The organism is Sphingobium vermicomposti (assembly GCF_011762025.1).
In the GTDB taxonomy this organism is placed as follows: domain Bacteria; phylum Pseudomonadota; class Alphaproteobacteria; order Sphingomonadales; family Sphingomonadaceae; genus Sphingobium; species Sphingobium vermicomposti.
Genome location: NZ_JAASQR010000004.1, coordinates 115,878 through 140,733 on the forward strand (window position 1 = coordinate 115,878; position 24,856 = coordinate 140,733).

Annotated in this window: 16 protein-coding genes; 13 read left to right on the forward strand and 3 right to left on the reverse strand. The window is 58.7% G+C overall.

Features of this window, described 5'->3' with window-relative positions; all coding sequences use genetic code 11:
• Nucleotide 1 precedes the first annotated feature (1 nt).
• Nucleotides 2–2,374: a membrane-bound PQQ-dependent dehydrogenase, glucose/quinate/shikimate family gene (locus tag FHS54_RS13990; protein ID WP_167304691.1), complete on the forward strand. Its 2,373-nt coding sequence runs from the start codon at nucleotides 2–4 to the stop codon at nucleotides 2,372–2,374.
• Between the two features lie 85 nt (nucleotides 2,375–2,459).
• Here FHS54_RS13990 and FHS54_RS13995 read toward each other — a convergent pair whose 3' ends face one another.
• Nucleotides 2,460–3,947 carry a class I adenylate-forming enzyme family protein gene (locus tag FHS54_RS13995; protein WP_167304692.1) on the reverse strand — a complete coding sequence of 496 codons (1,488 nt, stop codon included), beginning with the start codon at nucleotides 3,945–3,947 and terminating at the stop codon, nucleotides 2,460–2,462.
• Between the two features lie 637 nt (nucleotides 3,948–4,584).
• Here FHS54_RS13995 and FHS54_RS14000 point away from each other — a divergent pair.
• The 11 genes from FHS54_RS14000 to FHS54_RS14050 all read left to right on the forward strand — a co-directional run bounded on the left by FHS54_RS14000 (nucleotide 4,585) and on the right by FHS54_RS14050 (nucleotide 18,703).
• On the forward strand, nucleotides 4,585–6,708 hold the full coding sequence (locus tag FHS54_RS14000) for a TonB-dependent receptor (RefSeq protein ID WP_167304694.1): 2,124 nt from the start codon (nucleotides 4,585–4,587) through the stop codon (nucleotides 6,706–6,708).
• A 256-nt stretch (nucleotides 6,709–6,964) separates the two neighbouring features.
• Nucleotides 6,965–7,372, forward strand: coding sequence for a nuclear transport factor 2 family protein (locus FHS54_RS14005; protein ID WP_167304696.1), 408 nt, complete (start codon nucleotides 6,965–6,967; stop codon nucleotides 7,370–7,372).
• A gap of 185 nt (nucleotides 7,373–7,557) precedes the next feature.
• Entirely contained in the window at nucleotides 7,558–8,316 is a 759-nt protein-coding gene (locus tag FHS54_RS14010) for an SDR family NAD(P)-dependent oxidoreductase (RefSeq protein ID WP_167304698.1), read from the forward strand.
• Nucleotides 8,317–8,376: 60 nt separating this feature from the next.
• A complete protein-coding gene (locus FHS54_RS14015; RefSeq protein ID WP_167304700.1) occupies nucleotides 8,377–9,177 on the forward strand; it encodes an MOSC domain-containing protein in 801 nt (266 codons plus the stop codon).
• A 247-nt stretch (nucleotides 9,178–9,424) separates the two neighbouring features.
• Nucleotides 9,425–10,396, forward strand: coding sequence for a PDR/VanB family oxidoreductase (locus tag FHS54_RS14020; protein ID WP_167304702.1), 972 nt, complete (start codon nucleotides 9,425–9,427; stop codon nucleotides 10,394–10,396).
• A 130-nt stretch (nucleotides 10,397–10,526) separates the two neighbouring features.
• Nucleotides 10,527–12,149: a long-chain fatty acid--CoA ligase gene (locus FHS54_RS14025; protein ID WP_208405026.1), complete on the forward strand. Its 1,623-nt coding sequence runs from the start codon at nucleotides 10,527–10,529 to the stop codon at nucleotides 12,147–12,149.
• Between the two features lie 23 nt (nucleotides 12,150–12,172).
• On the forward strand, nucleotides 12,173–13,468 hold the full coding sequence (locus tag FHS54_RS14030; protein ID WP_167304704.1) for a cytochrome P450: 1,296 nt from the start codon (nucleotides 12,173–12,175) through the stop codon (nucleotides 13,466–13,468).
• A 103-nt stretch (nucleotides 13,469–13,571) separates the two neighbouring features.
• Entirely contained in the window at nucleotides 13,572–14,114 is a 543-nt protein-coding gene (locus FHS54_RS14035) for a hypothetical protein (RefSeq protein ID WP_167304706.1), read from the forward strand.
• 24 nt (nucleotides 14,115–14,138) lie between these two features.
• Nucleotides 14,139–15,356, forward strand: coding sequence for an acyl-CoA dehydrogenase family protein (locus FHS54_RS14040; RefSeq protein ID WP_279589143.1), 1,218 nt, complete (start codon nucleotides 14,139–14,141; stop codon nucleotides 15,354–15,356).
• 10 nt (nucleotides 15,357–15,366) lie between these two features.
• Nucleotides 15,367–16,770, forward strand: a complete 1,404-nt coding sequence (locus FHS54_RS14045) for an aldehyde dehydrogenase family protein (RefSeq protein ID WP_167304710.1) — start codon at nucleotides 15,367–15,369, stop codon at nucleotides 16,768–16,770.
• Between the two features lie 28 nt (nucleotides 16,771–16,798).
• Nucleotides 16,799–18,703: a CocE/NonD family hydrolase gene (locus FHS54_RS14050; protein ID WP_167304712.1), complete on the forward strand. Its 1,905-nt coding sequence runs from the start codon at nucleotides 16,799–16,801 to the stop codon at nucleotides 18,701–18,703.
• 19 nt (nucleotides 18,704–18,722) lie between these two features.
• On the opposite strand, the gene FHS54_RS14055 is transcribed toward FHS54_RS14050, so the two are convergent.
• Nucleotides 18,723–20,381 carry an ATP-binding protein gene (locus FHS54_RS14055; protein ID WP_167304713.1) on the reverse strand — a complete coding sequence of 553 codons (1,659 nt, stop codon included), beginning with the start codon at nucleotides 20,379–20,381 and terminating at the stop codon, nucleotides 18,723–18,725.
• 10 nt (nucleotides 20,382–20,391) lie between these two features.
• On the opposite strand from FHS54_RS14055, the gene FHS54_RS14060 reads away from it, so the two are divergent.
• Nucleotides 20,392–22,101: an AMP-binding protein gene (locus FHS54_RS14060; protein ID WP_208405028.1), complete on the forward strand. Its 1,710-nt coding sequence runs from the start codon at nucleotides 20,392–20,394 to the stop codon at nucleotides 22,099–22,101.
• A 219-nt stretch (nucleotides 22,102–22,320) separates the two neighbouring features.
• On the opposite strand, the gene FHS54_RS14065 is transcribed toward FHS54_RS14060, so the two are convergent.
• The gene (locus FHS54_RS14065; protein ID WP_167304715.1) at nucleotides 22,321–24,624 is read right to left on the reverse strand and encodes a TonB-dependent receptor; all 2,304 of its coding nucleotides are present in this window, start codon (nucleotides 24,622–24,624) and stop codon (nucleotides 22,321–22,323) included.
• Between the last annotated feature and the right edge of the window lie 232 nt (nucleotides 24,625–24,856).

Here is a 24,856-nt window from a genome sequence, read left to right on the forward strand (position 1 = left end):
CATGAATAGCGATCATGGAGGGCAGGCGTTCCACCCCCGACCGGCCTTGGCGTTTTCCCGCTGTGTGCTGGGGACACTCTTGGCCGTGGTGGGACTGATCCTGGCGTCTGGAGGTGCGTGGCTCGCGCTCCTAGGCGGTACACTCTATTATTTAGTTTGTGGCGGTGCGCTGACGATCAGCGGAGTATTGCTGGTGCGCGGCAACACCCTGTCCTTCTGGATTTTCACCGTGGCCTATGGTGGGACGATCATATGGGCCATGGCGGAAGCGGGGCTGGACTTCTGGCCTCAGCTGCCGCGTATCGGGCCATTTCTGGCCATGGCGATGATCATGGCATGGCTATGGGGACGGCTTGTGCCATCGATGCGGCGCGCGAGCTATGGGCTAGTGGGGCTTCACCTGATCCTTATTGTAGCAGGGATAGCGGCAATGTTCGTGCCGCACGGCGTGATACGCAGCACCAGCCTTGGCGGCGTGGCGGGGGTCAACGACCCGGCGTGGCAATGGCGATCTTACGGCGGCGACGCAGGCGCGCGGCACTTCGCCCCCTTTTCCCAGATCAACCCGGCCAATGTAAACCGGCTGCAAACCGCTTGGGTATTCCGGACTGGGGAAGTCAACGACAGTGCCGACATGCAGGCAACGCCGATCCAGATCGGGTCGACGCTTTATCTATGCACCGCCCATAACCGCATTTTTGCCATTGATGCGGACAGCGGGCGGAAGATATGGTCCTTCGATCCGAAGGTGCGCGCCAACGGCACCTGGAACCGTTGCAGGGGCGTCGCCTTTCATCAAGGTCCGGCATCGGAGCCGGGGGGAGCCAAGGGCAGCTGTCGCCAGCGGATCATCGCCACAACCATTGATGCGCGGATGTTCGCGCTCGATGCGCGCGATGGCCAGCCCTGCCGCGATTTCGGTCATGACGGACAGGTCGACCTGTCCGTTGGTCTGGGGCCGATGAAACCAGGATGGTACTATCCGACATCAGCGCCGCTGGTAGCGCGAGGCAGGGTCATCGTCGGCGGATGGATCAGCGATAACCAGTCCACTGATGAACCCGGCGGCGTAGTGAGAGCCTTCGACGCGCGCACGGGGCATCTGGCCTGGGCCTGGGACCCCGGCAGCAGCGAAGGACGCGCGCCGGGCGAAGACGACGGCGACGATGTCACGAAATTTGCTCGATCCACGCCGAATTTCTGGGGCACCGCGACCTTCGACGACAAGCTGGGGCTGGTGTATGTCCCCACCGGAAACGGGACATCGGATCATTGGGGCGGTATGCGATCACGAGCGACCGATCGCTATTCGACTTCGATCATAGCCCTCAATGTTGAGACAGGACGCCGTGTCTGGAATTTTCAGACGGTTCACCATGACCTTTGGGACTGGGACCTGTCTGGTCCGCCGGCATTCGTCGACATGCCGGATGGCCGGGGCGGCACGGTGCCTGCTCTGGTGCAGGCGGGCAAGGCGGGGCAGATCTATGTTCTCGACCGGCGCAATGGACGGCCCATCACGCCAGTGGTCGAACGCCCCGTGCCGCAGGGTGTTGCGCCCGGCGATCATGTGTCGCCGACGCAGCGCTATTCCGTCGGCATGCCGCAACTCATCCCGGAACGCTTGACCGAACGGGACATGTGGGGCCTGACCTTCTTTGACCAGCTCGCCTGCCGGATTGCTTATCGCAAGCTGCATTATCAGGGGCAATATACTCCGCCTGCCGAACGCGACACGCTGATCTGGCCGGGCTATCTGGGCGGCATGAACTGGGGCGGGGTAGCGATCGATCCGCGGCGCAGGCTGCTGATGGTGAACGACATCCGCCTTTCGACCATCGTACGCCTGGTGCCACGCAAGGATGTTGAAGGCAGCGTTCAGGCGAACTTCAGCCATGCGGGCTATGAACTTCAGCCCGTAAAGGGAGCGCCCTTTGGCGTGGAACTGAAGAGTTTTCTGTCACTGCTGGGCCTGCCATGCGAACGGCCGCCCTGGGGCAAGGTCACCGCGATTAATCTGGATGACCGCCGCATCAGGTGGCAGATACCTGCCGGAACGGGATTGGAACAAACCTACAACCTTGCTGGCGTCGAACTGCCGGTGAAGTTGGGGATGCCGTCCATCTCGTCGACGATGGTGACTGGATCGGGGCTCACATTCTACGCGGGCGCGAATGATCCCTTTATGCGGGCGTGGGATTCATCGACCGGGCGGGAGTTGTGGAAGGCGAGGCTGCCGGTCGGATCGCAAGCGACGCCGATGTCCTACATCTCTCCCAGAACTGGCAGGCAGTATATCGTCGTCGCTGCGGGCGGCACACCCTATAGTTCCAGGATCGGGGATTATGTCGTGGCCTATGCTCTCCCGCGATGACTAGGCGGGAAAAGGTTTAGAAAAATCAAAGCCAGCGACATTGTCGGCCTGCGGGTCAGCGTGTCGATCCTGAGGACTTTGACGATTAGCGTCCGAACCGGGTGATGGCCAGGTCGCGCACCGCTTTCCGGTCGATCTTGCCCGACGCCATGCGGGGAAGGCGATCGACCAGCAGAAAATCCTTTGGCACAGCATAGTCCGGCAGATTGGCGGCAAGATGGGCGATCGCCTCGCTCCGCTGAAATTTGTGGCCCTGCCGATATTCGATGACGGCAACGGGGACCTGCTGCAGCACCGGATCGGGAAGGCCCACGACCGAGCAATTCGCAACGCCACAGCATTCCGACAACAGGCATTCGACATGAGAGGGCAGGATCTTTTCGCCGCCGCGATTGATGATGTCATCCAGCCGCCCGTTGAGATACAGGCGCCCTTCCTGATCCAGCTGCCCCAGATCCCCGGTCCGCAGCCATTCCCCGCATATCTTCTCCGCCGTTTCCCTGGGTCGGCGCCAATAGCCCAACATCCGTGTGGGGCCGGATACCCAGATCTCACCAACGGTGCCCGCCGGGACATCGTCGCCATTCTCATCTGTCAGGCGCAACTTGACGCCGGGAGCCGGGAAGCCGACCGAAGCGCCGAATTGATGGATGTGGTTTGCGGGCAGGAAGGTGCACGCCGATCCGAATTCCGTCAGTCCATAGCCATGGACGAGTTTCAGGTCGGGCCAACGGTCGGCCATTTCGAGCGACCAGGCTTGGGGCATGGGCGATCCACCGAACACCACGACGCGGGCGGGGCCGAAAATAGCGTCGCTTTCTTCCAGAAGCATCAACATCCGCAGCACGCTGGGCACTGCGGTCACGAATGTTGATGGTGAGTGGCGGAAGGCGTCCAGAGCGTCTTTCCGATGGAATTCGGAGACCAATATCGTTTCACCCCCGGCGATCAGCATCTGGCCTAACTGATCGATGAAGCCGGTATTGTGGAACAGCGGCGACAGGACGATCGTGTTGTCGTCCGGACCGGTCCCCAAAAATCGCTGGTAGGTGGCGGAGGCATCGAACAACGCGCGTGCGCTGAGGATCGCTCCCTTGGGATTTCCGGTCGTGCCGGACGTGAAGCTAATGACAGCGGCGTCATGAATGGCGGGAAGGGGCGGAAGGGTGGCCGCGGAGGGTCTGTCCCATGCTGCCAGACCGTCCAGGGGAATGTCCGCTTGGCTGAACATATTCTGGTGCCCAATATCGGCCAGAGCCAAGCTGGCTTCGAGTAACTGTACGGCATCGGCCATCTGCGAGGGCGAGATGCGGTTGTTGATTAGGACGGCGATCGCACCGATCCGCATTGTCGCCAAATAAGCGACAACCCAATCGATCGTATTATAGCCAACGATGATGACGCGATCGCCGGAGGTGATGCCACGATCTGTCATCCACTGCGCCCGCAACTCCGCTTCCTTGGCGAGTTGGGCGAAGGTCAGCAGGTTCGCGTCATGCCGGAGGGCGGGCTGTCCCGGACTGTTTTCGGCCCAATGATAAAGGCGGTCCCAAAGGCATTCAGACCCGCGCATCAGCCGCACGTTTCCCTTGCAGATCGACCTGATGGGGGGATGATATTGCCATAACTCATCGCCGTTCGGTCATTACCTCTCCCGATGCCCGGCACTCCGCACGACCGACTGCGTCGCGCCAGATCGTTTCACGTGGTGTGATGGACCGCATCTTCCATGTTTGGCCCCTACCATATCTTCACTCCGTTCATGACGGCAAACATTCTTTGTTGTCGGCTTGGCCCCGATGCAAACCCGCATCGTGCTACGACGTAGCGGGACTGAAAGTCCGCTATACCGATACAGGCCAACGCAGACAGACATCGAACGGGACGATGGAGAGACGTCCCAGCACTTGTAAAAGGCCGGAAAAACAAAAACGAACGATTGTTATTGACGAACGAACAACCGTTCATTAATATTGATTTTGCTCCAGCAGATCTTCAACAGGATGACCGGGGGGAAATTCATGAAAATGCTCGCTAATGTTGCATCGAACTCGCTTGAACGAATCGGTGAGAGTGTCAGCTGCCAAGGAAATCAGGCCAGGCGCTGGCGGCAGGCATGTCGCGCCGGCCTTCTTGCAGGCGGATGCTTTTCACTCTTCTCGGTAAGCCCGGCCCGCGCCCAGGATGCGGGTAGCGAAGCGCGACAGGGCATGGGGGAAATTATTGTCACGGCGCAGCGGCGGGAACAATCGATCCAGCGTGTAGGCATCGCCATCACAGCGCTATCGGGAGAGGAACTTGCGAAGACCGGCGTCACTAGTGCGCAGGACATTGCACGGCAGGTTCCGGCGTTGGAATTTGACAGTGGCAGTGGCGGCGGCGTGAACGCCTTCGTTACCATTCGCGGCGTGTCGCAGGTCGATTATTCGGAACATCAGGAAGCGCCCAACGCCGTCTATCTGGACGACGTCTATGTACCAACGCCATCAATGGTCGCTTTCCCTGTTTACGACATGGCGCGGGCGGAAGCGCTTCGCGGGCCGCAGGGCACGCTGTTCGGGCGGAACTCGACCGGTGGACTGCTGCATTTCGTGACAAAAGATCCGACGAGGGAGTGGGACGGATATTTCAACACGGAATATGGAAGCTTTGAGACTGGGCGCATGGAAGGTGCGGTCGGCGGCCCGTTGGCCGATGGCGTAGCGTTCCGGCTGGCGGGTTTTGGCCAGATCGGCAACGGCTGGTTCAAAAATGACAACCCCGGCAGCAAGGACAGCTTTGAATCATACAGTTTCGGCGTGCGCGGCAAACTGGCGGTCGATCTAGGTCCTGATTGGAAAGCGACACTGGCCGCGTCGATCAACAAGAGTCCGAGGCATAGGGAGGGCACCTATAAGGCTTATCCCGCCTACGTCGATGCCAATGGCGTCACCCAGTTCGTGCCTGCTAACGTCGATATCTACGGAACGGGTGCGGGCAACGATCCCTATGGCTATCGTGATCCAAATCCCGATGGCAATGAAGGATCCTTCAATGATGGCGGGTTCCTGAAGAAGCAGACCTATTATGGCACGCTTAAGATTGAAGGGTCGATCGGAGACGCTACCCTGACGTCGATCACAAATTACACGAACGCCAAGCTCGATTATCTTGAGGATTCTGATGGAACGCCGAACAATGTGTTCCTGTTTCTCAGTGGGGGCTATACCCGCCAGATATCGCAGGAACTACGCCTGTCCGGTGACACAGGATCGCTGAACTGGACAGCGGGAGCATATTTTTTGGATATCAAAGGGTCCTATTATACCGATTTCTATCTAGTCGGCCTGTTTGACGCCATCAACAGATATAAGCAAAAAACACGATCCTGGGCCGTTTTCGGTCAGGTCGAATATGAATTCCTGCCAGCAGTGAAATTGACGGTCGGCGGCCGCTATACGCATGACCGCAAGATTTTCGACTCCAGGGTCTATATTGGTCCGGGCGATCCTACCTTCGATCCGGCGGTGACCGCGCCTTATTGGGAGTTTAATGAGGCGACCTTTGGCGACGCCGCGCGGCAAAGCCGCGGCGACTGGGCGGGCAAGGCTCAATTGAGCTACGAACCGTCCAACAATATCCTGCTCTATGCGGGTGTAAGTCGCGGTATCCGTGGTGGCGGTTTCAATGCGACCGCAGACGGGTCTCTGGACTATAATGACGTGCAATTCGGCCCCGAAACGGTAGTTGCTTATGAAGCTGGCACCAAGTTGCGGTTGTTCGATGGTAAGGCCAATGTCCGAGCGAGCGCATTTTACTATGATTACTCGGACTACCAAGCGTTCAACTATAATGGTCTTATATCAACAGTATCGAATAGCGACGCTTATTATACAGGTGGCGAGATTGAAATATTCGCCAATCCTATGCAAGGACTCAACATTTCCTTTGGCGTTTCCTATCTGGATGCTAAGGTCAAGGACCTCGTCACTCCACAAGGTATTGCCGACGTCCGTCCTGTCAAAGCGCCGGAATGGTCGCTGAACGGCCTTGTGACGAAAAGTTTTGATATCGGCGTTTATCAGCTGGGTCTGCAATATGACTTCGACTATCAGTCAGAAAGTCGGGCAAATCTGGTGCAGTCACCCGTCACTCGCCTGCCTGCCAGTTGGATGCACAATGCTCGCATCAGCTTCGGGCGGGAGGAACAAGGCTGGGAGCTGTATGGCTTCGTCCGAAACTTTACCGATGTCGATCGTAGGACATTCGCCTATGACAATAGCTGGGCTGGGTTGGCAATTGCGTCCTATGCGCCGCCGCGCACCTACGGGGTCGGTTTCCGCAAAGATTTTTGAGCGGGCGGGGCCAGGGATGAGATGAGCGCAGAAACTCGATGAGATCGCGCTGAAGAACGGCGTTTGACGGGCCTAGAGCATTTTCCAGTCAAATGGCATCATCTGACGACTCGGAAAATGCGGAAAACAAAGGACAATTAGAGCATGATCCGATTCAATCAGATCGGATCATGCTCTAGAACCCATCATTCTGTTATAAAAAAACAATCGTTCATTTAATCAAGATCATATCCGCTGTCTCCCTAGAGAGGATTCTATGAGCAAAGCTGAGGTGAACTGCAAACTGATCAACGATTATCTGGACTGTTGGGCACGAGGTGACATTGAGACAGCGCAGAGTTATTGGTCGGATGACATGTATTTTTTCCAGGCGGGCCACAGCCGTCTTGCTGGAAAGTTCGACAGCCCGGACGATTTCAGCAGGCGCTGGGTCCAGCCGTTACTGGAAATGACCAATAATCGCTGGACCGTAACGTCTAATCCAGAAGTTATCCTGTCGGGTGATGACGGCTGCGTCGTCAACATCTATGAAAAGATGGTGCGCGACGGAAAGGGCGAGATCGATACGAACAAGCTGGTCGTTTACACAATCCGCGGCGACAAGATCACCAGTTGTCGCATGTATGACGGCGATCAGGGCGCGATCGACGATTTCTGGTCGTAAAGGCTGCCGCGGTGGCTGCAGGAAGTCCGGCTACATCCGACATTCCAGACCATATTCGTATGAAGTCGGGTTTCAAATTCGTCACCCGCAGCGGCACAATCGGTTCCGACGCGCTGGAACCTGAGTGGGATGTCAAATGAAAGCGGCTCTCGGCGCGCCGCAGAAGCAATGAAAAAGGTGTATCGATGGGTAGACTGGACGGTAAGGTTGCGTTGATCACCGGCGGCAGCGCCGGGCTGGGCCGGGTGACTTCGCTCCTGTTCGCACAGGAAGGAGCGAAGGTCGTGATCACCGACCTTTCCGACGGTGCGGAAGCGGTCGCCGACATCGAAGCCATCGGCGGAGAAGCGTTGTTCGTTAAGGCTGATGTCAGTAAATCCGCAGACGTTCGAAATATGGTGCGAGCCGCAGTTGACAGGTTCGGTCGTCTCGACATTCTCTACAACAACGCCGCCATCTGGTTTGAGCAGCCGCTATTGGCAGACATTTCGGAAGAAGATTTCGACAGTGTCTATCAGGTGAACGTCAAGGGTGTGTTCCTGGGCATGAAATACGGCATCCAGCAGATGCTGAAGCAAGGCGGCGGCGTCATCGTTAATTGCGGATCGATCAATTGCTTCGTGGCTGAAGCCGGGTCAAGCGACTACGCGACGACTAAGGGTGCGGTGCTGATGCTGACCAAGCAGGGCGCAGTAGAATATGCGCAGCATAATATCCGGATCAACGCCGTGTGTCCTGGTCCGATGCTGACGCCGATGGTCCAGGCCGCCGCTGAAAAGGCGGGGCAGACGATCCCGGAATTTTCCCGGCAATGGAATTTGCCGCGCGGGACAGTAGCCGACCCGCTGGAAGTCGCGAAAGTCGTACTGTTCCTGGCAAGCGACGATGCGTCGAATCTGTTCGGGGCTTCGATCCTGGCTGATGGGGGCTATACGGCGCTTTAGCGTCGCTTTCGAGCGGCGATGCTGTTTGCTGACGGGCGGACTGTGGAGGGAAACTGATCCATGATGAACGTCACGGACATCGGCATGACTTTCGTCAAATGCACCCGGTTCTTGGCGGTGGACGCCGTGCGTCTTGAATTGCACGGGTTGGCGGGGGACCGGGAGTTCATCTTGGTGGATCGTCATGGCGGACTCATGCCCGCCCACCATCACGGGTTATTCTCAATGCTTTCCTTCCGGTTTGACCCGGCCAGCGAACGACTGGTGCTCACTTTTCCAGGCGGACGGGTAGTTGAGGGAAGCGGAGCGGCGGTGGGTGGGGCCATGGCGCTCGATTATCTGGGAATGCGCACGATCGATGTCCGCGCTGTTGAAGGGGATTGGGATCGGCTGCTTACCAAACATGCGGGCAGACCCGTGCGCATGGTGCGCAGCGTACGAGCGGGCGGCGGGATAGATGTGCTGCCAGTGACCTTCTTCACGACCGGATCGCTGCGCGCATTGTCCGAACGGATGGGCGGTCATATCGACCCTCGACGGTTCCGGGCGAATTTCGTCATCGATCATGATCAACCCTTTGCCGAGGACGATTGGGATCGCCGCCTGCTGCGAATAGGGGAAGCCCTGTTGCGCGTCCGCAGTCCTGTGCCGCGCTGCGCCGTAACACATGTTCACCCGGACAGCGGCGCGAACGACGCGGCGATCGTTCCTATCTTGGGTAAATTTCGGGAGAGAGCCCGCCTGCCTGACGGGCTGATGCCAAGCTACGCCACCCCCGGTTTTGCCTCCTATGCCGAGGTGCTGGAGCCCGGCACGGTGCGGCGCGGAGACGAGGCGCGGCTGATCGACGCAATCGATTGACGCATCTGATTCTATTTGTTATAAGAACAACCGTTAATTAATATAAAGCTTTTGTAAGAGCCGCTTTCGTCCAGGGGCTGCATCAGGCCAGAATCGGGCAGGAAATCTTCTTTCGTCATCCTTGGCCGGGTCACGACGGGCGATGAGGGAGATCCGGTCCAGTGCGCCCAGCGTCTACTTGGCTCTGCCTGTGAAGCGGGATCATTGCACGGGCCGACTATCAGGTGAAATGCGAGGGTTGTTGAAAATGACGGCTGGTAATCCGCACCTGGGCGAATCGAAACTCGATCTCGTCATTCTTTCTAAACGGATCGCTGCGGAAGGCGTGGCCGTGTTGGAGCTGGGATCGGGCGATGGGTCCGATTTACCGGAATGGCAGCCGGGCGCACACATCGACCTGGAACTTGCCAGCGGGATGACCCGGCAATATTCGCTGTGCGGTTCGCCGACAGACAGAAAGCGCTGGACGATTGGCGTGCTCCGCGAACCTGAGGGTAGGGGCGGGAGTGCCTTCGTTCACGATGTGTTGAAGGAAGGTATGCAGGTCCATGTCGTTGGACCCCGCAACCTTTTCCAGTTGGAGCCGAGCCCGCGATATATCTTCATCGCGGGGGGCATCGGCATCACGCCGATCATTCCGATGATCGCCGCAGCGCAGGCGTCGGGTGCCGAATGGACGCTGGCCTATGGCGGTCGTTCGCGCGGATCGATGGCCTTTATGGATCAGTTGGCGACGAAGGGCACTGCTGTGTTGGTGCAGCCCTTCGACGAAGTGGGCCATATCGATCTGGCGTCGCTGCTCGACAATCCTGCGTCCGGCACGCTGGTCTATTGCTGCGGTCCCGAACCGCTGCTCGCCGCAGTGGAAGCGAAATGCGAGGCGTGGTCTGGCGGGGCACTGCATCTGGAGCATTTTTCCGCCAAGCCAGTGGAAGCGCCCACCTTCTCCGGCTCTTTCGAAGTCGAATTGGCAGGCAGCGGGCGGGTGCTCACCGTGCCGCCGGGACAATCCATCATGGAGGTTCTGGAGGATGAGGGGCTGGATGTTCTGTGTTCCTGTCGGGAAGGTGTTTGCGGTAGCTGCGAAACGGCCCTGATCGCAGGCGCGGCGGACCATCGCGATTCGGTTCTGTCGGATGATGAAAAGGCGCAGAACAGCCGGGTCATGATCTGTGTGTCCCGCAGCCGGACGGGCGAACGGCTGGTCCTGGATCTTTGATGCCTGTTCCCCTCGAATCGATCGCTGCGGCATTTCTTGAAGTGTCGGCGATCAATGCACCGGAAGGCGATGCGCGAAGTCGACGTGAAGTCCATCAGAGAAAGAATGTGAGTTGGTGATGATCGGCACGATGATGGACATTGATCTGACGATCGGATCGATCTTGCTGCACGCGGATCGTGTCCACGGGGCCCGCGAAATCGTGTCCCGTCAGCCGGACCGGGGGATCGTCCGCAGCACCTATTCTGATCTGCTGGCGCGCGCCCGGCAGCTGTGCAACGCGCTGTTGGACCTCGGTATTTCTCCGGGAGACCGGGTCGGCACCCTCGCTACCAATTCGCTTCGCCATCTGGAGGTTTATTTCGCCGTTCCCGCCATGGGTGCGATTATCAACACGGTCAATCCACGGCTGTTCCCCGAACAGATCGAGTTCATTATCAATCACGCGCAGGACAAGATACTGCTGGTCGATCCAAAGTTCGTTCCGCTGGTTCAGCAGATCAGAGGGGCGCTGAAGACTGTCAAACATGTGATCGTCATGGACGCGGATGCTGGCGGCGACCCGGCGCTTCTTCCCTACGAACAACTGGTCGCCAGCGCATCAGATGCCTATGATTTTCCCGCCATCCCAGAGCGATCGGGATCAGCGCTCTGTTACACGTCAGGCACGACCGGCGCGCCCAAGGGAGTGCTCTATTCCCACCGTTCCATAGTGCTGCAGGCTCTTGTTATTTCGGGCATCGACTGGTTTGCCGTCCGCCGTCGCGACAGTTTGCTCCCGGTCGTGCCGATGTATCACGTCAATGCGTGGACGCTACCCTTCGCTGCCGCGATGAATGGATCGAAGCTCGTCTTGCCCGGCAGTGCGCTGGACCCGCGCAGCCTGTTCGAACTGATCAGCCAAGAAGAGGTGACACTGGCCGCAGGCGTGCCAACAATCTGGAGCGACCTGATGCAGTATATGGAGATGGAAGGCAAAAGGGTGGACAGCCTGGAACGGGTGATCGTCGGCGGGACAGCGCCGACCCCTGCGATGATCAAGGCGCTTGACGAGAAATATGGCATCCAGACCTGCCACGGGTGGGGCATGACGGAAACCAGCGCTGGCGGCCTGTTCAACGCGCCTCATGATTGGGAGCATCTGGACAAGGACGAGCGGCGGGTCATGCTCGGCAAGCAGGGGCGGACGCCTTATCCATTCAGCATCCGCATCGTCGACGCTGCGGGGCTGGAAGCGCCGTGGGACGGTAGGACCTTTGGCAGCCTCCAGATTCGTGGACCCAGCGTGACGGACAGCTATTTCAACGGGAGCGCCCCCCCGATCGAAGCTGCGGCGGACGGTTGGCTTCCCACCGGCGATATAGCGGTCATCGATCCGGCCGGTTATGTGGAGATCGTGGACCGGGAAAAGGACGTTATCAAATCCGGCGGCGAATGGATCAGCTCGATCACGCTCGAAAATATCGCTTCGTCACATCCTGACGTCGCTGAAGCGGCGGTCATCGGTATTCCCGATCCGCGCTGGGACGAACGGCCACTGCTGGTGGTGGTGCCTCGCGCCGGACGTAGACCGGTTCCTGCCGATCTTATCGCTTATTTCACGGGCAAATGCGCGAAATGGTGGATACCTGAACTAGCAGTCCTGGTCGACAGCATCCCCAGACAGGGCACCGGAAAGGTCTCCAAGGCACAGTTGCGGGAGGATTATGCAAAGGCGGGCGTCGAGGGCCTTTCCTATCCGGTGGCGGAGTGAAGCGTCGGCAGTCCCCATGTTTGATGCAAGGGTCATATGGCGCTCGCATCAGGGGGCCGGGTACGCAGCCAGAAAAGAACAAACGTTCGCATATTTTTGGAGCAGGTAACGTGGTTCATATCCAGGACGATTGCCTTAAGGCGCAGGATGAATTCCTCCCATTTGGCGACCCGGAATTTGTCAGAAATCCCTATCCCTGGTTTGATCGGCTGCGCCGCGAACGCCCGCTGCACCGCCTGCCGAACGGCACCTATGTCGTGTCGCGCTATCACGACATCATCCGATATGGTCGGCTGCCCGAACTTACGATCCTAGAACCCGCAGGCGCGCCGGAAAATGCGTTCACGACCGGCTTTGGTGACACGATGCTAAGCCGGGAAGGGCCCACCCATGCAGCATTGCGCGGCCGGACCGCAAAATGGTTCACACCGCCCTTGATCCGCCAATATGCCGCCGCTGCCGAAAAGGTGGTGAATGAGATCCTCGATACATACAAGGTGGGAGAAGTAATAGACGGTCACCATAAGCTTGGCATGCTTCCCACCCATGCGCTTATGTGCGACGCGCTGCAGTTGCCCCCTGACGATCCTGAGCCAGCGGTGATGGCAATGCTGGACGTGATGCGTGGTATCAGTTCGGTCGCCACTGCGAAGGATGACGAGGTCGCAGCCGAGGGCTTCGCCTATTTGCGATCCAGAGTGATGGATTTTATCGCCTATAAAAAGGAGAATCCGGGAACTGGGATGGCCGACGCGCTGATCGAGGCGCAGGAAAAGGGTGAGATTACGCGTGAGGAGATGATCCAGACCTTATCCCTTTTCTGGGGATCGGGGGCGCACAACCCATCCTATCTGATCGGCGCGGGTCTGGAATATTTCGCCAAGCATCCTGAAATTTATGAGCTTTACCGCGAGCAACCAGACAGACGCCGCGCGATATTGAATGAGATCATTCGCCTGTTTCCAGCTGAACTGTCCTTCGTCAGAAATACAACTAAAGCCGTTGAAATCTTGGGAACGCTAATTCCCGAGCGCACGCCGGTCCGATTTTTGCTTAATTCGGCAAATCGCGATCCTGAAGTCTTTCCTGATCCCGACGAGATCAAATTGGACCGCCCGGCCAGGGCGATGCCGCTCAGCTTCGGCGTGGGTCCGCATGCCTGCGCGGGCACGGCCATCGCCCGGATCGGTGCCGAGATCATCTTCGATGCCATAGCAGAACGGGTCAAGCGAGTTGAAATGGCAGGAGCTTCAGTTTTCGACGCTACAGATAGGTCGCGGGCTTTTGTTAGTCAGTCCATAAGACTTTATTTAATGTAACTTTGATTTATTTAATAAAATATCGCGTGAAGTGGTATTGTTATAGATAACTTTAAATCATCGGAATAACGCTTGCCTTGTCAATTAAGGGAAGAGAAAGATAATGGATCATCGTAGCCAAAAAGAAGTCCTCGAACTTGAGGCGGATATCGAGTCTGCCTTTGCGCAATTTGAGAAAGATGAATTCAACGATATGCTCGCCGGAGCTCTCGCTGGCGAATATTTTGGGTACTCCACCTTTGCAGCGTTGGCGGCTGACAGCTCAGAAAAGCCGGAACTCCATTTTTGGGAATGCGCACGAGATATCGAGGGCATGATGATACGGAATCTGGAGCCCCTGCTTGATAGCAGCGGCATCCCACGGCCGGAAAAGAGCATGTATGTGGGGATTGGCGAGCGGACGGCGGCGATCTTTGCCGGTGAGCCACACCAGGATTATTGTACCTGGGTTGGGCCGCGGATCGACGCTGCGCTGACTGGCCTTCTAAGATTGCAGGCGCTTAGTGAGCCGGGACCGGCGCGAACGGCTTGCGATGAGCTTGTGGCTCATGAACTCGCCCTGATGTCGGCTTGGGCGGTCCTGTCGAACGGTTTCGCAGCAGCAGCCAAGCCTTTGGCTGCGCATCTGAACCGCGGTTTCATCTGATCATCATAATATAGGAGAATGGATATGGCAGGGGAATGTCTTAGCGTAAGTCGGCTTCCCGCAGGCGACGGTTTTGTCGGAGTGGACCGTAAAATTCTGGAGCGCGCGTCCGCACTCGTTCCTCTTCTCGCAAGCAACGCTGAGCGCGCTGACGCCGAACGTACTGTTCCACAGGAGAATATCGACGCCCTGGCCGAAGCAGGGCTATGGGGTCTGACGCGTCCGCATTCACGGGGCGGATACCAGACAAACATTCGTACCACCGTCGAGGTCGTTCGCGAACTCGCTCGCGGTTGTGGCTCAACGTCCTGGATCCTGATGATTTCAACGATCGAGCAGATGGTGATGAGCTTCCTGCCAGCGGAGGCTCAAGAGGAAATCTATGCGCTCAACCCCGATCCGCGCTTCTGCGGCACATTTGCGCCATCAGCGAAGGTTCGGCGCGTTGATGGAGGGATAATTGTTTCTGGCCGATGGGGCTGGTGCTCCAATAGCGAATTTGCGCATTGGGCCTTCATGGGCGTTCCAATCCTTGGCGAGGATGGCAACGTTCTATCCTATGGTCAGGCGTTGATACCGACGTCATCCTGCACAATCGAGCGGACGTGGAACGCTGCGGGTCTGGCAGCGTCGAGCAGCCACCATCTCCATTGTGAGGACATATTCGTACCCGATCATCGGGTCTTCGACGTCATGGCGGCAGGAAGGGGCGAACGAACGTCAGCTTATCCAGGGACACTCTATCAATCGGCGTTTTCCGCGTCCCTCAGCCTGATGAACGCTTCGCCGATGCCTGGTCTTGCTCAATGCGCTTTTGATCAGACCGTGAAGGCTATCCCGGAAAAGGCGGTCGTCAATACGACATATATGAAGTCCAAGGATGCGCCGACCTGTCAGGTCGATGTGGGATGGGCCGCGGCGAGGCTTGAGACGTCGTGCATGCACATGGCTGCGATAGCGGACATGATTGACGCCGCCGCTATGGAAGGGCGCGATCTCACGATATCCGAAAAGGCGCGCGCCCGCATGGCTGCAGGAGTGATGGGAAAGGAAGCGCGCGACGCCGTCGATCATTTGTTGGACGCCTCGGGAGCGAGCGTATTTCTGCTCAGTAATCCATCGCAGCGCGCTTGGCGCGATCTGGGCGTCGCATCTCGCCACGCTTATTATCTGAATACGATCTGTGCCCAAATCTATGGGGCCGAACTGCTGGGCGGCCAGCAAGTCGCAACGCTTCTTTGAGGAGGGATTTATGTCCGAATATCGAATGTTGATCAACGGGCGGCTCGTCAGTGCGGAGATCCACACCGACGTGATCAATCCCGCAAACGAAAAGGCAATTGCGTCTTGCCCGCGTGCGTCCGTGGAGCAACTTAATGAAGCAGTGGCCGCTGCCAAGGCCGCTGGGCCGGCATGGGCGGCAACGACAATTGAGCACCGGCGATCAGCCTTGCTCAAGCTGGCCGACGCGCTTCACGCGAAAAGGGAAGAATTCTCAAGGCTCTTGACCCAGGAACAAGGCAAGCCACTTGCCGAAGCTACGGCGGAAGTCGACTATACCGAAGACTTTATCCGCCACTTCGCGGGCCTCGATCTTCCGATGAAAGTTATCGAGGAGAATGATGTTCGCCGTGTCGAGCTACACCGCAAGCCGCTGGGAGTGGTGGCTGTGATCATTCCTTGGAACTTTCCGGTCTTTATCATTGCCTTCAAGTTGCCAATGGCCCTTCTAGCCGGAAACACAGTTGTGATGAAGCCCGCTCCGACGACGCCGTTGACAGCGTTGAAATTCGGTGAGCTTTGCGCGGAGATATTTCCTCCGGGTGTGGTGAATATCATTGCCGATGATAATGATCTGGGCAGCCTGTTAACCAAGCACTCTGATATCGCCAAAATTTCCTTTACGGGTTCAACCGCGACTGGAAAGAAGGTCATGGCGTCGGCGGCCGAGAGCATCAAGCGTGTTACGCTTGAACTAGGCGGTAATGATGCGGGCATCGTCCTGGATGATGCCGATCCCAAGGCGGCAGCACCGGGCATCTTTGCGGGTGCCTTCACCAATGCGGGTCAGGTTTGCATCGCGCTCAAGCGGCTTTACGTCCATGAAAGTGTCTATGACGCTGTCTGCGATGAACTGATGAAGCTCGCGAACGAAGCGGTGGTTGATGACGGGCTCAAGCAAGGCGCGCAGGTCGGCCCTTTGCAAAACAGGATGCAGTATGAAAAGGTTAAAGGGTTCCTTGATGACGCGCGCAAGGACGGACGAATAGTCGCTGGAGGAGAAATTCCCGACCGGCCTGGTTTTTTTGTTCGGCCGACAATCGTTCGCGATATCGAAGACGGCAGTCGGCTTGTGGACGACGAGCAATTTGGACCAATATTACCTCTCATCAAATACCGCGATGCTGAAGACGCACTCGCCCGGGCGAACGCGTCTCCTTATGGCCTGGGCGCTTCGGTCTGGTCATCTGATATGGACCGTGCCTACGACCTGGCCGTTCGCCTGGAGGCAGGCACGGTCTGGATCAACAAGCATTTCGAGGTGGGACCGAATATACCGTTCGGGGGAGCAAAAATGTCCGGACTGGGTGTGGAGTTTGCCGAGGAAGGCCTTGCAGAATTCACGCAAGTCCGAGTGGTCAACATAGCGATTTGAGGAAGTTAAGGCCGGTTGGGAAAATATCGTGCGAAACGAGCATGGCGGTTATGAAGTAGCGGTCTTTCGGGGCCTCACGACGCCAATGCGCGATGGGGTCGCGCTCTCGGGCGATCTGTATCTGCCGGTGACGGCATCGCACGACTTTGCGGTCGATGCGCGCTATCCGGTCGTGATCGTTCGCACGCCCTATAACAAGCTATTCGTTCAGGGGTCATTCGGCACACCTACATGCCTTGCGCGGCGTGGCTATGCCGTCCTGGTGCAGGACGTCCGCGGCACGGGCGGATCGGGTGGCCGGTTCGATCCGATGATGAACGAAGGTTGGGGCGAACTGCAGGACGGCATCGACACGGTTCGCTGGGTCAAGCAGCAACCCTGGTGCAACGGAAGGGTTGGAACCACGGGCCAATCCTATATGGGCGGAACGCAGATGCTGCATCTCATGACCGAAGGGAACGAGGTCGACGCCGCATTCGTCCAGGTCCCGGCTGTCAATCCGTTCACCAACGGTTGGATATACAGGGCAGGGGTCATGGACGGGACGTCGCTCGGCTGGACCATGGCGATGGCGTTCGTCGCGGCCTTGTCTCTGGGTGAAGAGGTAATCGCCGCCGTGGCAGACGACGCCAGAGCGACTGGCTTGCCCGCTGGCGCGGCGGGGCCGCAGATGCTGATGGCCATGGGTGGGCTGCCCTTTCAGATCGCGCAGGGCCATAGCCTTAGAAACATTCCCATCAACCGGCACATATCTTTCTGGAATGACTGGCTGGACAACCGGGATAATCCGGCATTTTTCGGGAATGCCGACATGGAGGGGCGTTTCGACAAGGTGAAAGCGCCGGTTCTGCATTTCAGCGGCTGGTACGATCTGTTCAATGACAACACGCTCGAAGCCTTCGTCAACATATCCCGGCATGGTGCGACGCAGGCGGCACGCGACGGGCAGCGGCTGGTGGTTGGGCCATGGAGCCATGAGGCCAGTGACATGCTGTGTCATTTCCCTGGCGCGCTGGTCGATGATGTCGCGATGATGGCGGCGTGGATGGACCGTCATCTTTTGGGGATAGCCCCAAACGGCGAGGATCATCGCGTCACGCTGTATGTCATGGGCGAAAATCGCTGGCGCGCAGAACAGGACTGGCCGCTGGCCGATGCGCAGCCGACGCTGTTCTACCTGCATAGCGGCGGCTCTGCGAACGGTGCTGGGGGCGATGGACGGCTGTCCCTTTTTCCGCCCGAAGGCGATCAACCGGTGGACAGCTACATCAGTGATCCCCGCAATCCGGTGCCGTCGCTGGGCGGCAATTCGCTTCATGGCGGGCCAGCCGACCAGCGGCCGAACGATCACCGGCCGGACGTCCTGTTCTATACGACGGAGGTGCTGGAAGAGGATATGGAAGTGACGGGTCCGATCTGCGCCACCTTGTACGCGCAATCCTCCGCGCGAGACGCCGACTGGCACGTGAAGCTCATCGACGTGTTTCCTGACGGACGATCCTATAATGTGGCGAACGGCGTGACGCGCGCACGTTATCGAACGTCGCGCTCAACGCCTGAACCGCTCGCTCCCGGAGCGGTCGAGCGATATGAAATCGCGCTGTCCGCAACGAGCAACATCTTCAAGAAGGGCCATTGCGTCCGGGTCGTCATTTCCAGCAGCGATTATCCCAATTGCGAAATCAATCCCCAGGATTTCGTCGATCTGTCCGCTGCCACCCCCGAAGATTTCCAGGTGGCGCGCCAGTCGATCCATCACGCCGAAGCCAGGCCATCGGCGATCGAACTGCCGCTGGTGCCAGCAGACCGCCCACGGCGCTGGATAGACACGCCTTTTCCGTCCGCCGCCAGCGGGCGCTTCTACACCCGTCCTGTACCGTTGGAGGAATCTCCGCCGATTGAGCTACCGCTCGAACGCCTGCCTAAAGCCTGACAACAGCCCACGGGTCGAGTCAACCGGCGCGTTGGAGCAGGTCAGCGTTGGTAGGGCGGGAAAAGAGCTCCTGCAGCGATGCCATCGCCCGGTCTTCCAGCATAACGGCTTGCTGTCCCCGCGCGGTCGCCAGGGCCCGCTCCAGACATTGCCTGGCTTTCGTCTTGTCCTCCCCCTGGCGCGCATGCAACAGGCCCAGAAGCCGCCAATATTCCGCCTCCCATATCCTCTCGTCATGTTGGGCGATGAACGCTTCGGCCATCCTGGCCTGGGCCAATCCCTCTTCGAACCGGCCCAGTTCATTGCAGATGTCCATGGCCATGATGTGGAGGCTGGACGTTAGATACAGCTCCGAAAAGGCCCTCGTATGTTGGAGCAGGCCGTCCAGATGGGCCGGGTTGCGCGTCGCGTGAAACGATGCCCATTCGACGCACGCCTTGCCAAAGGGCTGCCAGAAACGGCAGATCTGCTTTGAGCAGACGGCCTGTAAGCGGTCGTTGTAAGCGACGATTCGGGTCCTGTCCCCTTCGCACACCGCATGGAACAGGAGCCAGACGAGCACCAGCGACAAGGTCGCGGGTTGATCCAGGCGATCCGCCATTTCCACAGCTCGATCCGCCTTCCGCCGACCTTCTTCGGTATTGCCCATGTGCCAGTTCACCCAGGAAAGATAGGCGGCCGACGCCGCGCCCGGATCGTAGCCGAAGCTTTGTTGGTGGCTCGCGGGATCATAGACCGTGAGCACGTGCTGGAAATGGCCGAGGGCTTTGGCGAAATCGCCGCGGAACGCCGCGCCCGCGCCGAACATGCGCCCCCCTTCGGCCTCCAGCCGGGCATTCGGGCCAAGCGAGCGGATGAAGCCGTCAAACTCGTACGCAAGGTCGTCGGCCTGTCGCCACTGGCCGCATCCGGCCGCGACGGTCCACAGGCCGTGGATGCTGGCGGCGCGCGCATTGGATCGGCCCAGCCCAGTCGCGAGCGACAGCGCGCGTTCGTAAATCGACTTCAGCCCGGCGGCATGATAGCCTTCGGCTTCGCGCATCGTCGTGCCCAGTTCCAGCAGGACGTCGAGTTCGCGCTCGTTATTGCCCGGGCCGGCCTCAAGAAGGGCGAGCGCATCGAGCGCCGCGCGGAAATCGGCGATCGCTTCGGCCAGCGCATATCTGCGCGCGGCCTTACGCCCCGCATCCAGCCAGAAAGGGACGGCTTCACCCATATGGCCGCCGTCGCGCATATGGCCCGCAACGATTTCGGGGCGATCTGCCGCGAGGTCGGGGAAGCAATCGACCAATATGCTGCCCACCCGATAATGAAGTTCAGCGCGGTCCGTATCGATGATGGAGGCATAGGCCGCATCCCGCAGCAGGGCGTGGCGAAAACAGTAGCGGGTTTCGCCCGCAGACCGGGTGCGGATGAGGATGCCCGCGGCGAGCAACTGGTCGATGGCGGCTTCCACGCGAGGCATCTCCTCGCCCGTTGCCGCCTTCAATATCTCGCTGGAAAAGTCCCGACCCATGACGGCCCCGACCTGCGCCACGCGGCGGGCGAAGCCCAGACACGCAAGTTGCGAGGCAAGCAGGTCGAGCAAGCTGTCGGGCACATCGGACAGGCTGGGCGTCGGGGTAGCATACTTGTCGGGAGGGAAGCCGGGTCGCAGCTTCGCAGGGAAGAGTTTCAAGGAGGTGGCCATGGATGCATGTTGGGGGGCGGAGCTGGTGAACGGGCCAAGTTTGGTGTCGGGTGCGACGGACGTTCCTCTTCTGGATCTCACGATTGGGCAGGCAGTGGCGCGGGCCGCTGAGCGTTGGGGGAACAATGACGCCGTCGTGGCGGTGGAGCAGGGGGTTCGGTGGAGCTACGCTGAACTGCTCGCCCGCGCCGACGCGCTGGCCAGCGGACTGCTCGAACTGGGGCTGGGGCCGGGGGATCGCATCGGCATCTGGTCGCCCAACTGCGCCGAATGGACGCTGACCCAATTTGCCGCCGCACGCGCGGGACTGATACTGGTCACGATCAACCCTGCCTATCGGCTGTCTGAAGTCGAATATACGATCAACAATGTCGGCCTGCGCGCACTGGTCGCCGCCGAACGTTTCAAGAGCAGCGCCTATCCCGAGATGATAGAGGAATTGGCGCCAGAGATTATAAGGAAAGGGGCGGGGCCGCTGCGGGCGGAGCGGCTTCCGACCCTGGAAGCCGCGATTTTGATCAACGGTGCGCCACGCCCTGGATGGCTGCGCTTTGACGATCTTGCATCCTCAAAGGCGTGCCCGGAGCGCCTGGAAGCGGTTGAGCGTGGCATCCGACCGGAGGATGCGACCAATATCCAGTTCACCAGCGGCACGACCGGGCTGCCCAAGGGTGCGACGCTGACCCATCGGGGCATTCTCAACAACGGCTATTTTGTGGGCCGCGCGATGAATCTGGGGGACACCGACCGCATCTGCATCCCCGTTCCGCTTTACCATTGTTTCGGCATGGTCATGGGAAATCTGGCTGCGCTTACCCATGGGGCCGCGATGATCTATCCCTCCAGCGCGTTCGATCCGGTTGCGGTGCTGCATGCGGTGGAGAAGGAACGGTGCACGGCCCTTTACGGCGTTCCCACCATGCTTATTGCGGTGCTGGCGCAGCCCGAACTCGACAGCGCCGACATGTCGTCGCTGCGCACGGGGTGCATGGCAGGCGCGCTATGTCCCGAACCGTTGATGCGAGAAGTAATGCAGCGGTTGAACATGTCACAGGTGACCATCGCTTACGGGATGACCGAAACCAGTCCGGTCAGCTTTCAGACCGTGCCCGATGATAGCATCGAACGCCGCACCACCACGGTCGGTCGGGTTCAGCCGCATCTGGAAAGCAAGATCGTGGACGAGAGCGGCGCCATCGTGCCGCGTGGGACGCCGGGCGAACTGTGCACGCGGGGATATTCCGTCATGCTCGGCTATTGGGGCGACTCGGTTCAGACGGCCGCCGCCATCGATGAGGACGGATGGATGCACAGCGGCGACATCGCCATTCTGGACGAGGCTGGATATGGCAGCGTCGTTGGCCGCATCAAGGATATGGTGATACGCGGCGGCGAGAATATTTATCCGCGCGAGATCGAGGATTTCCTGCGTCGGCATCCTGCGGTCGAAGATGTTGCGGTCGTAGGCGTTCCCGACGAACGCATGGGTGAAGAGGTCTGCGCCTGGATAAGCCTGCGCCACGGCCAGGCGCTGGCGGAGCAGGATGTCAGGACCTATTGCCAGGGTCAGATCGCTCATTACAAGATCCCCCGCTATATCCACATCGTTGAGAGCTTCCCCACTACAGTGACGGGCAAGATCCAGAAATTCCGCATCAGGGAAGCGATGGAGGAGGCGCTCGCCGCCGATGCCGCCGGCAGGGCCTGACGGCTGGTGATCCGACACAGACGCGCGACGGTCTCCCGCCGGTCTCCTGTTGCGAATTCAACATTGCTCAGGCGATCAGCGCAAAACCGCTACAAGTCCGGTAAAGATGGCCTGCGATCCTACCGTCAGCGCACCATGCGAACCGACCCCAATCACCAAGTTGGTGATTGGGGTCGGAGGAAGGTTTATATAGGCAGCCTTAGCGGCTGCCGCCTAGTTTCAGAAGGAAAGCCGCGTCTGAATACCGAACTCGCGGCGTTGGTCATAATTGATGGCCGTGTAGCCGGTCGGCGTACCAAACAGGTCGAAGATCTGACCGGGATCTACGTTGTCGCGGCGCTGATCGAAGACATTGCGGACGAAGAAATTGACTTCCGCGCCGATCGGCGTCCGAACGCCCACGAAAGCATCCAGTTTGAATGCGTTAGGATAGCGGATGTTGGAATTCGGATTGACCCGCTTACCCTGATAACGACCCAGAAGACGCACGAAGCTCTGGAAATCGTCGGGAAGGTCTATGCTATATTCCGTGTTGAACGATGCCTGAAACTTGGGCAGCGCAGACAGGGCACTGTTGGACGAGCAAACACTGAAGAAGCGACCTGGCTGGACCGCAGGTGCCCCGCCGAAATCAGGTTCGCCGTCGTTATTATAATCGTTACAGGGGATTTCTGCATCATCATAGTGGGCATCAGTATAGGATGCTGATAGCTGAGCGTTCCAGTTCCGCGTGATCTGTCCGCGAAGCTCCATTTCGACGCCACGGACAATCGCGTCCCCATTATAAGTGAGATTGATGGCGGAACATCCATCCTGATCCCCTACCGTCGAGGGATCATAGTCGCATGCAACGCCGTTGACGCGATTGATGAAGTTGTCGAACTTCTGGTAGAACGCAGACACCGCGTAGGTCAGGCGATTGTTGAACAGCGTGCCCTTGGCACCGATTTCAAACGAATCGGATTTTTCCGGACTCCAGGCGAAAAGTGAATTCGGAAGACGGCCCGGACCGCCATTGGTTGCTGCTTCCGTCGTGTCAAATCCACCAGGTCGATAGGCACGGCCATAATTGCCATAGACGATCAGGCTGTCGGAAAATTCGTGCTTGTAGCTCGCCGTGCCCGTCCAGGCGTCATATTTTGTTGGATTGGTCGGATCGTTGACCTTGTTGGTGGAATAGCGCAGGCCAAGGTCGAGCGTATCCTTGTCCGTGAAGTTGAAGGTCTGCGTCGTGAAATAGCCACGGTCATGGCTTTTCACCGGCGTCCCGCCGCCCAGCGGCAGGCAGGGTAAGCCAAAAGGAGGGGGCCCCGCTAGCGGTCCAGGCGTTGTTTCGCATGCGCCGTTCGCGCCCGTGTAGTCCACCAATCCGGTAAAGGGCGTTTTCACGTCATTGAAATAAACACCGAAGCGATAAATCCAGAAATGATCGCCGGTCCGTTCGAAACGCAGCTCGTTCGTTAGGGCTTTCGTCTTTATGTCAATCCGTTGGAACAGCTGGACCGGCAGCCTAAAACCGGGGCCGAACGGCAGCAGACCATTTGCAACATCCAGGTCGCGAACAGTATTGAAGTCGTTATTCTGATAGCTGCCGATGTAGCTAAGCAAGTGCCCGCCAAAATCATAGCTGGCATTGACGATGGTTGCCCGCCCCTTGGTCACGAACAGATTATCGCCATCGGCGATGGCTGCTCGATCATCCGGGCCGATCAAGCCGAATTCGCCGACGGGCACGCCTTCCGCGCTGACTACGGGGCGCAACTGCCGCGACTTGGAACGGAACTGCTGATGCGTCACGAGGATGTCGAGATTTTCCGTGGGATGCAGCAACAAGGATATACGGCCCGCGTAAGACCGTGACCGGTCCGTATCGCCGGTGAGGATGTTCCGGACCCCATTTCCGTAATTAAGGTCGTAAAGCCCGGCTACGCGGACGCCGACCTTGTCATTCACCACAGGTATGCTGACACCGCCCTGCAAGTTCACTGCCTCAAGATCGCTGTAGCTCGCGCTGCCACTGGCCTCAAATTTTTGCAGGCTGGGCTGGCGCGTGCCGATCAGAATGGCGCCCGATGGGCCGGTGCCGCCGCGCAACGTCCCCTGCGGGCCGCGCAGCACCTGGATCGATCCGATATCGAATTGCGCCTGCAGTGCCTGCGTCGGATCGAACGGGACTTCGTTGAGGTAGATGTCGACGGACCGGTTCGTCTGGCTGTCCTGATCGAACGACACGCCGCGCAAAGACACGGCCTGCTGACGCCCGTCGCCGGAGGAAATCGACAGGCCCGGCACGAATTTGGCGACATCTTCGAAGCGGGTGACGTTGAACTGTTCCAACTGTTCGCCACTGACCACGTTAACGGTTTGAGGTGTGTCGATCAGTCGTTCGACGCGCTTCTGGGCCGTTACGACAATGTCGGCGGCGTTGTTGGTGGCTTCGACGCCCTGCGCCTGCGTTGCTGGCTGTGCGAATGCAGGTGCGCTCGACAGCATGGTTCCAAATAGTAACAGTGCCTTCCTCATATTCATCCTCCCTAATATTGAACTTGTTGTAAAATAATAATAACGATGATTATTTTTTAATTCTGATTTGATCAGAAACTTATTTTGAACATCTTTGCGCCTGACAGCATTCAAAGCCTTCCAAACGTCCCTATGCGATGTCTTAATACTGGATAGCGTTGACGCACCACTTCATCGCCCGCTGTCCAGCCTGTGTGGGCACAGCGATTGCAGTAACAAGGCGGCATCACTG